Origin of the sequence: Sphingomonas sp. MMS24-J13 (assembly GCF_044905095.1) — a bacterium.
Classification (GTDB): domain Bacteria; phylum Pseudomonadota; class Alphaproteobacteria; order Sphingomonadales; family Sphingomonadaceae; genus Sphingomonas_I.
Genome location: NZ_CP173258.1, coordinates 726459 through 738669 on the forward strand (window position 1 = coordinate 726459; position 12211 = coordinate 738669).

General features: G+C 64.9%; 11 protein-coding genes. 6 read left to right on the forward strand and 5 right to left on the reverse strand.

Features of this window, described 5'->3' with window-relative positions:
- The first annotated feature begins 150 nt into the window (after positions 1–150).
- Together AB4Z44_RS03445 and ndk are read left to right on the forward strand one after the other, a co-directional pair.
- Entirely contained in the window at positions 151–1629 is a 1479-nt protein-coding gene (locus AB4Z44_RS03445) for a leucyl aminopeptidase (RefSeq protein WP_404714338.1), read from the forward strand.
- A gap of 227 nt (positions 1630–1856) precedes the next feature.
- Complete coding sequence (ndk, locus tag AB4Z44_RS03450) at positions 1857–2279, forward strand: nucleoside-diphosphate kinase (RefSeq protein WP_404712684.1); 423 nt, start codon at positions 1857–1859, stop codon at positions 2277–2279.
- 115 nt (positions 2280–2394) lie between these two features.
- Here the strand turns inward: ndk and AB4Z44_RS03455 are convergent, their stop codons facing one another.
- The 4 genes from AB4Z44_RS03455 to purM all read right to left on the reverse strand — a co-directional run bounded on the left by AB4Z44_RS03455 (position 2395) and on the right by purM (position 5173).
- Complete coding sequence (locus tag AB4Z44_RS03455; protein WP_404712685.1) at positions 2395–3027, reverse strand: hypothetical protein; 633 nt, start codon at positions 3025–3027, stop codon at positions 2395–2397.
- A complete protein-coding gene (locus tag AB4Z44_RS03460; protein WP_404712686.1) occupies positions 3024–3344 on the reverse strand; it encodes an MmcQ/YjbR family DNA-binding protein in 321 nt (106 codons plus the stop codon). The genes AB4Z44_RS03455 and AB4Z44_RS03460 overlap by 4 nt, the downstream gene beginning before the upstream one ends.
- Before the next feature lie 50 nt (positions 3345–3394).
- Positions 3395–3964 (reverse strand): phosphoribosylglycinamide formyltransferase, encoded by a 570-nt coding sequence (gene purN, locus AB4Z44_RS03465; RefSeq protein ID WP_404712687.1) that lies wholly within the window; start codon positions 3962–3964, stop codon positions 3395–3397.
- Positions 3965–4066: 102 nt separating this feature from the next.
- The gene (purM, locus tag AB4Z44_RS03470) at positions 4067–5173 is read right to left on the reverse strand and encodes a phosphoribosylformylglycinamidine cyclo-ligase (RefSeq protein ID WP_404712688.1); all 1107 of its coding nucleotides are present in this window, start codon (positions 5171–5173) and stop codon (positions 4067–4069) included.
- Between the two features lie 61 nt (positions 5174–5234).
- Between purM and AB4Z44_RS03475 the strand changes: the two genes are divergently transcribed.
- The 4 genes from AB4Z44_RS03475 (at position 5235) to AB4Z44_RS03490 (ending at position 10819) form a co-directional block, all read left to right on the forward strand.
- Positions 5235–6443 carry a heavy-metal-associated domain-containing protein gene (locus AB4Z44_RS03475; protein WP_404712689.1) on the forward strand — a complete coding sequence of 403 codons (1209 nt, stop codon included), beginning with the start codon at positions 5235–5237 and terminating at the stop codon, positions 6441–6443.
- Entirely contained in the window at positions 6440–7060 is a 621-nt protein-coding gene (locus tag AB4Z44_RS03480; RefSeq protein WP_404712690.1) for a chromosomal replication initiator DnaA, read from the forward strand. The genes AB4Z44_RS03475 and AB4Z44_RS03480 overlap by 4 nt, the downstream gene beginning before the upstream one ends.
- A gap of 12 nt (positions 7061–7072) precedes the next feature.
- Positions 7073–9244 (forward strand): RNA degradosome polyphosphate kinase, encoded by a 2172-nt coding sequence (locus AB4Z44_RS03485; RefSeq protein WP_404712691.1) that lies wholly within the window; start codon positions 7073–7075, stop codon positions 9242–9244.
- Between the two features lie 78 nt (positions 9245–9322).
- Entirely contained in the window at positions 9323–10819 is a 1497-nt protein-coding gene (locus tag AB4Z44_RS03490) for a Ppx/GppA family phosphatase (protein ID WP_404712692.1), read from the forward strand.
- A 116-nt stretch (positions 10820–10935) separates the two neighbouring features.
- Here the strand turns inward: AB4Z44_RS03490 and rnd are convergent, their stop codons facing one another.
- Positions 10936–12102: a ribonuclease D gene (gene rnd / locus AB4Z44_RS03495; RefSeq protein WP_404712693.1), complete on the reverse strand. Its 1167-nt coding sequence runs from the start codon at positions 12100–12102 to the stop codon at positions 10936–10938.
- Between the last annotated feature and the right edge of the window lie 109 nt (positions 12103–12211).

Here is a 12211-nt window from a genome sequence, read left to right on the forward strand (position 1 = left end):
GACCGCGCCTAACCGAGCCGGCCGTTTGCCGCAATCGTCGATGCGCATCGGCGCAGGCCCGCCGATGAACGGACGCATCGATGGGTGCTACTTTGACACAGGCGATGCTACGCCTAGATAGACATCTCGCTTAGAAAGGCCCCCTTTGTGATCAGTATTTCCTTCAGTCCCGACCGTTCGGGCGACGACGTCCTGCTGGCCCTGCCCGTCATCAGCGGCGAAGGCATCGAGGGACGCCTTCCGCCCGAATTGGCCGAGGCGGGGCCGATAGCACGCGCTGCGGTGGCAGCGGCGCGCTTCAACGGTGAGGCGGGATCGATCGTCGAGGTGCTGGCGGAAATCGGCGGCGCGGTGAAGCGCGTCTTGCTGGTCGGTGCCGGCACGGCGCTCGATGCGGAGCGCGCGGGGAGCGCGCTGATCACCAAGCTCCTTACGTCGGGCGATACGGCGCTGACGATCGATGTGCGCTCGATCGATTCGGCCAAGCGCGCCGAATTTGCCGCGCGGCTGGCGCTCGCCGCGAGCCTGCGCAGTTGGCGCTTCGATATCTATCGCACGAAGCTGCCCGCCCGGCAGAAGCCGACGCTGGAAAGCGTGACGATCATCGTCGGTGACGCGATTGGCGCCACCGAAGAGGCATGGTCGCCGCTCAAGGCATCGGCCAAGGGCGTCGCCTTCACCCGTACCCTCGTCTCCGAACCCGCCAACATCATCTATCCCGAAAGCTTTGTCGAACGCGCCCGCGCCGAACTCGAACCGCTCGGCGTCGAGATCGAAGTGCTCGACGAGGCCGCGATGCGCGAACTGGGCATGGGCGCCCTGCTCGGCGTCTCGCAGGGCTCGGAGCGCGAAGCCCAATTGCTGGTGATGAAGTGGGATGGCACCGGGGGAGCCGCCGATCCGGTCGCGTTCGTCGGCAAGGGCGTCACCTTCGATACGGGCGGCATCAGCCTCAAGCCAGGCGCTGGCATGGAGGATATGAAGTGGGACATGGGCGGGGCGGGCGCCGTGACCGGCGCAATGCGCGCGATCGCCGGGCGCAAGGCCAAGGCACATGTCGTCGGCATCTGCGGGCTGGTCGAGAATATGCCCGACGGCAAGGCGCAGCGGCCGGGTGACGTCGTCAAAACCATGTCGGGTCAGACGGTCGAGGTGATCAACACGGACGCCGAAGGGCGGCTGGTGCTGTGCGATGCGATCACATGGGTGCAGAGCCGTTTCAAGCCGAAGACGATCATCGATCTGGCGACGCTCACCGGTGCGATGATCATCAGCCTCGGGCACGAATATGGCGGCATCTTCTCGAACGATGACGCGCTGGCCGACGCGCTGATCGCGGCGGGGCGCACGAGCGGCGACAAATTGTGGCGGATGCCGCTGGGCGAGGCCTACGACAAGATGATCGACAGCCCGATTGCCGACATGAAGAATGTCGGCGAACGCGCCGCCGGATCGATCACCGCGGCGCAGTTCATCGCGCGCTTCGTCGATGAAGGCGTCAAATGGGCGCACCTTGATATTGCCGGCATGGTCTGGGCGTCAAAGCCCGGGACGTTGTGGGAAAAGGGCGCGACCGGCTACGGTGTGCGCCTGCTCGATCAATATGTGAAGGACGTGCTCGAGGCTTGAGATTACGAGCGGGGAGCGCGCCTGCACGGTGTTGCGCTCCCCGCTCGCGTCAGGCTTGTCCGAGCCTTCGTTCACTCAACGACGCCGCCAGGTTGCAACGATGTTGCGGGCGTGAGCAATTCGTCGCGTCGTGCTGCGAAACGGCGACGGGTTGCGCGTGGCGCAGTGCGCGGTTAGAGGCGCCTCCGATTTCCAATCACATTTAAACATGGAGCATGGCGCCCGTCATGGCGATCACCCGCACCTTCTCGATCATCAAGCCCGATGCCACCCGCCGCAACCTGACCGGCGCAGTCACCAAGATGCTGGAGGAAGCCGGCCTGCGCGTCGTCGCGTCCAAGCGTATCCAGATGAGTCAGGCGCAAGCCGAGGGCTTCTACGCCGTTCATAGCGAGCGCCCCTTCTTCAAGGACCTCGTCAGCTTCATGATCTCCGGCCCGGTCGTCGTGCAGGTGTTGGAAGGCGAAGACGCCGTGAAGCGCAATCGCGACATCATGGGCGCTACCAACCCCGCCAATGCCGAGCCCGGCACGATCCGCAAGGAACTGGCGGAATTGATCGAGGCGAACTCGGTCCATGGTTCGGACAGCGAAGAGAATGCCGCGATCGAGATCGCGTATTTCTTCAAACCGGAAGAACTGGTCGGCTAAATCCCTACACCGTCATTCTCGCGCAGGCGGGAATCCATCATGCTCCGAACCGGGCGTCTCAGCCGCAACGGCAGAGTTTATGGATTCCCGCCTGCGCGGGAATGACGGGTTTGCCTTATTCCTTCGCGGGCATCCGCGCCTTCCAGATCGCGTCGATCTGCTTCTGTCCGGCTTCCGCACTTGCCGCCGGCCTTTCGCGCGCCAGCCCGCGCAGATGGACCTCGGTGCCGCCGATGAAGCTATGGCTGGTGGCATAGCCGAGCTCGAACACCGCCCGATCGACCTGGGGATCGCCATCCGCCAGATAATGGGTCTCGATCACCACCGGCAGCTTGGCATCGCCCAACTTATCCTCGACCCCGGCTGCGCGTCGCGCTTTGACCAGGGCGCTGTCGAACCAGCCGCGTTCGATCCGCCCTTCGCCGCTCGTCTCAGCGGGGGACAGGCCGAGCGCGGTCGGGAACAGGATCGTCTGGTTCTGGATCGCCTGATTGTCGGCGCGCGGCGTGAGCGACAACGTCCGGCCATCCTTGTCGGCCGAAGACCGCAGGGTCAGCACCACCGCTTTCTTGGCCGATTGCGCGCTTTCGGCGGCATGCTCGGCCTCGTTGTTCTTGCGCTCCGCATAGCTGTTCCAGAACGTTAGCCCCGAAATCGCGACCGCGCCGATCGCCAGGATCTCGCCCAGGTTGAGCCAGCGGCGGCGGACGCGCGCCGCCTCGGCGCGCTCCTGGGGTGTTTCGCTCATGCAAATCGCTCCAGCAATTTCCTCGGCGCAACGAGCCGCCAGCTTGTTTCGATCCGGTCGGCGATATGATCCCAGTCGCTTTCCTGCTGATCGACACGTATCCCGACCCAGCCTTTATGGCCGATGTACGCCGGCCGGTAATGGAGAGCGGGATCGGCCTCGATGAGAATCTCCTGCTCCTCTATTCCGCTCGCCTTTATCAGCACCGCGGTGCGGTCGTCGCCATGATGGTTGTGCGCGAAGTATGCGAAGATCTTGCCTTTTTCGATGAAGAACGCTGTGGCGCCATGCGATTTTTTCTCGGCGGCGTGCGGCATTCGCATGCAGATGGCCCGGAGACGATCGAGATCGGCGTCCGGATCGGGGCTCATCGCCGGCGCACCAGATCGGCCATAGCCTTGGGGTAGAGCTTGTGTTCCTCGATCAGCACGCGTGCCGCGAGCGCATCGACATCGTCGCTCGGAAACACCGGCACCTCGGCCTGGGCGAGGATCGGCCCGTCATCCAGCTCTGCGGTGACGATGTGGACGGTTGCGCCATGCTTCGTCTCGCCTGCGTCGAGCACGCGCTGGTGGGTGTCGACGCCTTTATAGGCAGGGAGCAGGGCAGGGTGGATATTGACGATCCGTCCCGCCCATTTCGCGACGAATTCAGGCGAGAGAAGGCGCATATAGCCGGCCAACGCGACATATTCGACGTTCGCATCGCGGAGCACGCCGTCGATGATCGAATCGTATTCGACGCGTTTCATGCCTTTGTGGCTGAGCGCGAACTGCGGAATACCGTTCGCGGCGGCGAAAGCTAAGCCGGGCGCGTCAGGAACGTTCGAGATGACGAGTACAATCTCGTAGGGGCAGTCCGACGCGTGCGACGCCTCGACGAGCGAAGCCATGTTCGATCCGCGGCCCGAGATGAGGACACCGACACGGGCCTTCATTTCCCCCCTCCCGCATGGGGGAGGGCAGTGCGGCAGACGAATCGGTTGGGAGAAGCGAGTCGCTGATCTGATCCCTCCCGCAAGCGGGAGGGGAGAGCTGGGTTATCCCGCATGCGTCGACGACCAGTCGCCACGCGCGCTCCATGTCTCGGTCGAGCCCCGCACGGTGCAACCGCGCTCGCCCTCGGCGATGCCGCCGATCCGGAACACGGTTTCGCCGGCGGCTGCCAGCTTCTCCGTCACTTCGTCCACATCGGCAGCGCGCACCACCGCCACCATGCCGATGCCGCAGTTGAATGTCCGCGCCATTTCCTCGGGCTCGATCGCCCCCTGCGCCTGCAGGAAGGCCATCAACCTTGGCTGCGGCCACAGATCGGCATCGACGGTCGCATGCAGACCCTCGGGCAGGACGCGCGGGATATTCTCGAGCAATCCGCCGCCGGTGATATGCGCCAGCGCGGCGATCCTGCTGCTGCGGATCAGCGGCAGCAGCGAGCGGACATAGATACGGGTCGGCTCCATCAGCAGATCGATCAGCAATTTGTCCTGATCGAACAGGGCCGGGCGATCGAGCTTCCAGCCTTTGTCCTTCGCCAGCCGGCGGACGAGCGAGTAGCCGTTGGAGTGGATGCCCGACGACCCGAGCCCGAGCAGGACATCGCCCGCCTGCACTTTCGTCCCCGTCAGCGCCTGCGCCCGTTCGACCGCGCCGACGGCGAAGCCGGCCAGATCATAATCACCCTCGGCATACATGCCGGGCATCTCGGCGGTCTCGCCGCCGATCAGCGCGCAGCCGGCGATGCGGCAGCCATGAGCGATGCCCGCGATGACCTGCTGGGCAATGCCCGGATCGAGCTTGGCGGTCGCGAAATAGTCGAGGAAGAACAAGGGCTCAGCGCCCTGCACGATCAGATCGTTGACGCACATCGCGACCAGATCGATGCCGACCGTGTCGTGGCGCCCACTGTCGATCGCGAGCTTGAGCTTGGTGCCGACGCCATCGTTGGCGGCAACCAGCAAAGGATCCTCATAGCCCGCCGCCCTGAGATCGAAGAATCCGCCGAATCCACCGATCTCGGCATCCGCGCCGGGGCGCCGCGTCGCGCGCACCAGCGGCTTGATCGCGTTCACGAGCGCATTGCCCGCGGCGATGGAAACGCCTGCGTCGCTATAGGTGTAGGGCGAATTGCGGCGGTCTTGTTCGGTCATCGAGCCGCCCTAGACCACAACACGCTTGGATTTCCACCGGCCATTCGCCACAAGGCCAACCGTGACGCCTGCCCGCCGCATCATCCTCATCACCGGAAGCGTGGTGGCCATTGGCCTCAGCGCGCTTGGTTTTGCCCAGATCGAGGGCAATGACCGCGGTGTGCCGCCGATCGACAGCTCGGCCAATTACGAGGTGGGCGGCATCTCGGTCGATGTCGCCGCGAAGACCGCCGATCTCGCACGGATGACCGGCTGGCGAATTGCCCAGCATCGTGCCTGGCGCCAGCTTTGGGCCAAGGTGAACAACCAGCCGTCCGACGCGAACGCGCCCGATCTTTCCGACAGCCAGCTCGATTCGATCGTGGCCGGCATTGCGGTCGAGGACGAGAAGATCGGCGCGCGCCGCTATGTCGCGCGGCTCGGCGTGTTGTTCGATCGGTCGCGTTCGGCGCAATGGCTTGGCGGGGCAAGCGTCGGCGAGCGATCGGTGCCGATGCTGGTGATCCCCGTCATGTGGTCGGGCGGTGCTGCGCAAAGCTTCGAGCATCGCACCGAATGGCAGAAGGCGTGGGCGCGCTTCCGCTCGGGCGGCAGTCCGATCGACTATGTCCGCCCGGTCGGATCGGGCATCGATCCACTCGTTTTGAATGTCGAGCAGGCGGGGCGGCCCGGGCGCGGCCAGTGGCGCAAGTTGCTCGATCTCTATGGCGCGTCGGACGTCGTCGTTCCGACTGTCCGTCTCGCGCGCCAATATCCAGGCGGCCCGGTGGTGGCGACCTTTGCCGCGATCCATGGGCCTGACGGGCAGGTTATCGCTACCTTCACGCTCACCGCACCCGATGGCGATGGCCTGCCGCGCATGCTCGACGAGGGCGTCCGGCGAATCGACGATGCCTATGCCCGCGCGCTGCGGGACGGCCGGCTCCGGTACGACGCCAGTCTTGCTGCCGAGCCGACCGCGGCTCCCGATCTGCCCGAGGAGGGCGCGGTCGAGGGCGATGAGGCGTCGGCTTTGGCGACGCCGGGCGCTTCGACCTTCATCGTCCAGATCGACACGCCTGACGATGCGGGCCTTGTGCAGGTTCAGACCGCGCTCCGCGCGGTCCCCGGCGTCAGCCTCGTTAACGCCGACAGCGTGGCGCTGGGGGGCGTGTCGGTTCTGCGAGTCGCCTTTGCCGGCACGCCGGAGGCATTCCGCACCGCGCTCGCGACGGCCGGCTATTCGATCGAAGAAGCGGGGGGCGCATTGCGGCTGAGGCGCGCGCGGTGAGCCAGATCGCGCTGCCGTTCGATTGGCCGGCGGGCGCGGACGAGCGCGACTATATTGTCTCGGAAGCGAACGAGCCACTGATCCGTCATCTCGATCATTGGTCGCTTTGGCCGGTCATGGCGACGATACTCACCGGATCGCGTAAGTCGGGGCGATCTCTGCTCGGCCGCATCTTCGCCGCCAAAAGCGGGGGCGAACTGATCGACGATGCCGAACGGCACGACGAAGAAGCGATCTTTCATGCCTGGAATTGCGCGCAGGAGCGGCGCCGGCCTCTGATCCTGATTGCGGACATGCCGCCACCGGCCTGGCGCATCCGCCTGCCCGATCTGCGCTCGCGCCTCGTGGCGACTCCGACGATGCGTATCGAGGAGCCCGACGAAAATCTTTCGGCACAATTGATCGAGAAGCTCTGCAATGCGCGTGGGCTCGCCGCCCCGCCCGAGTTGATCCGTTATCTCGTGCCACGGATCGAGCGCTCCTATCTGGGCGTCACCCGCACGGTCGATGCGCTCGATACGTTGGCGTTCGAACGGCGTCAGGGGCTGACCGTCCCACTGGCCCGCAAGGCGTTGGCCGCTCTGGGTGTCATCGACGAGTCACATTTGGAGGAGTAGGGGTAAGGGGCCATGGACCACCCGAACCCCGTCAACGAGCCCGCCGACGATATTATCGGTGAAACCTCGGCGCCGCGCATCGCGCCGGCTGAACGTTACTTCAATCGCGAGCTATCGTGGATCGCGTTCAACGAGCGCGTGCTCGACGAGGCGTGCAATCCCGCCCATCCGTTGCTGGAGCGGGTGCGCTTCCTCTCGATTTCGGGCAACAATCTCGACGAATTCTTCATGGTCCGCGTCGCCGGCCTCAAGGGGCAGCAGGTACAGGGGATCGAGGATCGCTCGCCCGATGGCCTCACCCCCTCGCAACAGCTCGCCGCTATCGCCGAGCGTGCCGACCGGCTGACCGACGTGCAGCAGACGGTGTGGTTGTCGCTGCGCGATCAGTTGGCCGAAGCCGGAGTCGCGGTGCTCGAACGCGACCAGATCGTCGGCGAGACCGCCGAATGGCTCGAAAAGCATTTTCGCGAACAGATCTTTCCGATCCTGACCCCGCAGGCGCTCGATCCGTCGCATCCCTTTCCCTTCATCCCGAACCAGGGTTTCACGCTCCTGTTCGATCTCAGGCGCCTGTCCGGGGGTGAGCCGACACGAGAGCTCGTGATGTTGCCCTCGACGATCAAGCGCTTCGTCCGGCTGCCGGGGTTGCAGGCGCGCTATGTCGCAATCGAGACCTTGATCCGGCGCTTTACCGACGTCCTGTTCCCCGGCTTCGAAGTGCTGGGCGACACCAGCTTCCGGGTCATCCGCGACAGCGATCTGGAGGTCGAGGAAGAGGCGGAGGATCTGGTCCTCTACTTCAAGTCGGCGATCAAGCGGCGACGCCGTGGACGGATCATCCGACTCGAGCCGCGACCCGATATGCCCGAAGCGCTGGATACCCTGGTGCGTGAGGAGATCGGCGGGCTGGAGGACGTGATCACCGACACGCAGGAATTCCTCGCGGTCGGCGATCTGGCCGAACTGGTCGAGGAGGACCGGCCCGACCTCAAATTCCCACCCTTCACGCCGCGTTTTCCCGAACGCGTCCGCGAGCATGGCGGAGACTGTTTCGCCGCGATCCGCTCCAAGGACATCGTCGTCCACCATCCGTATGAGACGTTCGATGTCGTACTGGCCTTCCTGCGGCAGGCAGCGGCCGATCCCGACGTGGTTGCGATCAAGCAGACGCTCTATCGCGCCGGCAAGCAATCCGCCGTCATCCGGGCGCTGATCGACGCGGCCGAGGCGGGCAAGTCGGTCACCGCCGTGGTCGAATTGAAGGCGCGCTTCGACGAGGAGCAGAATATCAACTGGGCCGAGGCGCTCGAGCAGGCCGGTGTCCAGGTGGTTTATGGTTTCATCGACTGGAAGACCCATGCCAAGGTGTCGATGGTGGTGCGGCGCGAGGGCGAGCAATTCCGCACCTACTGTCATTTCGGCACGGGCAACTACCATCCGATCACAGCGCGCATCTATACCGATTTGAGCTTCTTCACCGCCGATCCGCGCGCTGGCCGCGATGCGGCGCAATTGTTCAATTATGTCACGGGCTATGTCGAGCCGCAGAAGCTGGAACTGCTGACATTGTCGCCGCATGGCTTGCGCGAGACATTGTCGGCCGGCATCGATGCCGAGATCGACAATGCCCGAGCCGGGCTGGACGCGGCGATCTGGGTCAAGCTCAACAGCCTGGTCGATCCCCTCATCATCGAAAAGCTGTATCGCGCGAGCGCGGCTGGGGTAGAGATCGATCTGGTCGTGCGCGGCATCTGCTGCCTGCGTCCCGGTGTGCCCGGCCTGTCGGAAAACATCCGGGTCAAGTCGATCGTCGGCCGCTTCCTGGAGCATAGCCGGATCATCGCGTTCGGGAATGGCGCCGACCTGCCCAATCCCAAGGCGAAATTGTACATCTCCTCGGCCGATTGGATGCCACGCAATTTCGATCGACGGGTCGAGTTCCTGATGCCGATCGAGAACCCGACCGTGCATGCCCAGATCCTCGACCAGGTGATGGTCGCCAATCTGATCGACGACGAGCAGAGCTGGATCCTCCACCCGAACGGCGAATATGAGCGGATGAAGCCGGGCAAACGGCCGTTCAATCTGCACCGCTATTTCATGACCAATCCGTCGCTTTCGGGGCGCGGTGCGGCACTCAAGAATGCCGGCTCGGTGCCCAAACTGACGATCAAGCGCGACTGAAACGTCTCCCCTGCAAAAGCCGTGGAGGATCTCGTCTGTGTTTCTTCTCCCCTAAAACCCCGCTAGGCCTGCAACCGCATGTCAGCGATTCGCTCCCTGCGCCGCGTGGATGCGCCCGTCAGGGACGCGCCGGTCGCTATCATCGATATCGGCTCGAACTCGATCCGCCTCGTCATCTATGAGGGCGAGGGGCGCATGCCCTCGATCCTGTTCAACGAGAAGATCATGGCGGGGCTGGGCAAGGGGCTCGCGCGATCGGGGCTGCTCGATACCGCGGCGGTCGAACGCGCGGTGATTGCGCTCGGGCGGTTCCGGCGGCTGGCCGAGGATATGGGCGTCAGCAGCCTGCGTACCGTCGCCACTGCGGCGGTGCGCGATGCCCGCAACGGCCCCGAATTCATCGCGCGGTTGAACGCGATCGGCCTGCCGGTCGAATTGCTGCCGGGCCGCGAGGAGGCCGCCCTTGCGGGACACGGCGTTCTCGCCGCAATCCCCGATGCGGACGGGATCGTCGGCGATCTGGGCGGCGGTAGTCTCGAACTGGTGCGGGTCGGCAACGGGCAGGTGGGGGAGGGCGTTTCGATCCCCTTCGGCGTGCTACGCATCGCCGCGCTGAAGCTCAAGAGCGCGCGCGAACTCGACCGCGCGCTGGCTTCTGCGCTCGTCAAGGTCGGCTGGAGCGATACCGCCGCCGGCAAGCCTTTCTACATGGTCGGCGGATCGTGGCGCGCGCTCGCGCGGCTGCATATGACCCTGTCGGCTTTTCCTCTGCCGATCATTCACCATTACGAGATGACCCCGGCCGAGGCACAGCGGATGGTTCGCGCGCTCGGCCAGCTCGATGCGAAGCGCATCCGCAGCCTGGCCGAGATTTCGTCCTCGCGGATCGGCGCGCTCGGCGATGCAGCGTTGCTGTTGTCCGCGCTGGCTCGCAGGCTCGCACCGAGCAGTTTGATCGTGTCGGCTTATGGCCTGCGCGAAGGCCTGCTCCATCGCAGCTTGCCGGCGCATGTCCGCACGCTCGATCCGCTGATCGAGGCGACGCGCGAGGAGGGTATGCGCCAGGGCCGCTTCGCAGAGCATGGCGATCTGCTCGACCGCTGGATTACGCCCTTGTTCGCCAATGAGCCCGCCGGCTTCGTCCGGCTGCGCCATGCCGCCTGCCTGCTGGCCGACGTGGGTTGGCGCGCGCATCCGGAATTCCGCGCCGAACGCGGCCTCGATACCGCCCTTCACGGCCATTGGGTCGGTATCGATGCGCCCGGCCGCGCGATGCTGGGCCAAGCGCTGTTCACCCATTTCGGTGGCACGGGCGTTCCGGAGATCGTCCGGCGGCTGATCGGGCTCGAGGAATGCGCGACCGCGATTCGCTGGGGGCTGGCGATGCGGCTTGGCCAGCGTTTGTCGGGCGGTGTGGCCGGTCCGCTGGAGACGAGCCGGCTCGTGCTGGAGGAGGGCACCATAACCTTGCGCCTCTCGGGCGAGGATAAAGCGCTGTATGGTGAGGCAGTCGAACGGCGGCACAAATTGCTGGCCGATGCCTTCGGGCGGAAATCTTTGGTGGTCGCGGGGTAAATGCCCATGCCGTCATTCCCGCGAAGGCGGGAATCCATATTCTCCGAACCGACCGGACAAATTCGCAGCGTTAGAGGTTATGGATCCCCGCCTCCGCGGGGATGACCACAAGGTAGCTATTCGATCTCGCTCATCACCATCTTGCCCGAGCGTACGCTGAACGCCAGGCGGCCTTCGCACAAAGCCAGGGCGTCCTTGCCGAACACCTCGTAACGCCATCCTTCCAGCATCGAGAGGCCCTGGCGCTGGCCCGCCGCCATCGCGTCCAGTTCGTCCGAACGGCAGATCAGGCGCGGCGCTACATCCGAATCGCGCGCGCGCACCTTGAGCAGCAGCTTGAGCAGGTCCGCCACCAGCGCACCGTCCTTGCCTAGCCCGGGACGACGATCCTCGCGTGGCGGCATCTCGGCCTCGGTCAGCGGCGCAGCGCTTTCGAGCGCGCTCATCAGGCGGGCTCCGATATCATTGCCCGCCCAGCTCGCCGCCAGACCACGCACCTTCGCAAGGTCGCTTTGATGGCGCGGCGGATGGACCGCGAGATCGGCGATCGTCTCGTCCTTGATCAGCCGGCCGCGCGGCAAATTCTTGCGCCGCGCCTCGCGCTCGCGGAATCCGGCGATCGCCTTGAGCCGTCCCAGCACCTCCGGCTTGCGGCTCGCCACCTTGATTCGTGTCCAGGCGAGATCGGGATCGTTCACATAATTGGCAGGATCGGCGATGCGCTCCATCTCGTGATCGAGCCACGCGCCGCGTCCGGTCTTGCGCAGCCGATCGAGCATGCGCGGGAAGATTTCGGCGAGATAGGTGACGTCGCCGATCGCATAATCGATCTGGCGCTTGTCGAGCGGGCGGCGGCTCCAATCGGTAAAGCGCGCGCCCTTGTCGAGCTTCACCCCGGTCATGCTCTCGACCAGGTTGGAATAGCCGACCTGCTCGCCCATCCCCATCGCCATCGCCGCGATCTGCGTATCGAACAACGGATGCGGCGTCTTGGCGGTCAGGTTGTGGACGATCTCGATATCCTGCCCGCCGGCATGCACGACCTTCAGCACGTCCTCATTCTCGACCATCAAATCAAGCAGAGGCTTCAGATCGATGCCGGGCGCGAGCGGATCGATCGCCGCCGCCTCGTTCTCGTCCGCGATCTGCACGAGGCAGAGTTCGGGCCAATAGGTGTTCTCGCGCATGAACTCGGTATCGACCGCGACGAAGCGGCTCCTGGCGAGCCTTGCGCAGAGTTCGGTGAGCGTTTTGGTGTCGCTGATTAACGGATGAATGATCATTGAATGCCCGCCATAGCGTCGGTGGTGCGGGTTGACAAAGGCCAGTGTGGAATCAATGCGCGGCCCTACGATTGAGGTCGCACGCCCTGCCAAGCGCGGGATCGGCGGA